Raw genomic sequence first — 754 nt, forward strand, 5'->3', positions numbered from 1 at the left:
GCAAGTTGTTCGTTCAGCGAATAAAGCTGGTTGCCGGTAATCGCTTCTGTCGAACCTTTAGAAATTTCTCCATCCAATAAAAACTTCAATTTGCTATTTTTTCTGTCCTTACCTTCCCCATGAAGAGCTACAAAGGCGTTATCATCCTTACTCCACGACAAAGAATCTTGCGCAACTCCTTCTGAGACCGCCTTAATACGAGCGTTAACAGTCTTGATATTCGTATCAAGTCCTTTAAAGGCTTTTTCTACACCTTCATATGGTTTATCTGTTACTTCACCGTCTTTAGAGACTGTCGATAAGTCATAGCTGGGAACTGTAAAAGTACCATCAGCACTAAACGATGATTTGCCACCTAAAATCTTTGATAAACTCGCAGCTATGGTATTAATCTGACCACCCGTTACTGCATCGCTCGAACCTGCTACTATAGAACCATCAGCTAGTGATGTGATTTTGCTGTTTTGCTTTTTACCATCTTTCTCATGCTGTGCTACAAAAGAATCATTACCCCACAATAAGGCATCGCCTTGAACTTCTTTATTAATATTGTCTAATTTATCATTAAAATCATTAAAAACAGTATTCAGATGTTTGTTTACATTTATGAAGTTCGTATCAATTCCTGCAAAAGCAGAGCCTACATCGCGATAGTCTTTTGGACCACCTTCTTTACCATCAGATGTGAAGGTTTTAAGCTTGAATGTAGGGGCTGTCCAAGCGCCATCTTTATAACTAGCACCACCACCAAAAT

At 39.1% G+C, this 754-nt stretch carries 1 pseudogene; it reads right to left on the reverse strand.

The features are described from left to right. Window positions 1-754: pseudogene (locus ACFIKE_RS11985) on the reverse strand (hypothetical protein); the annotation flags it as partial.

It is taken from the genome of Bartonella sp. MU70NMGDW, assembly GCF_042194085.1.
GTDB lineage: Bacteria > Pseudomonadota > Alphaproteobacteria > Rhizobiales > Rhizobiaceae > Bartonella > Bartonella grahamii.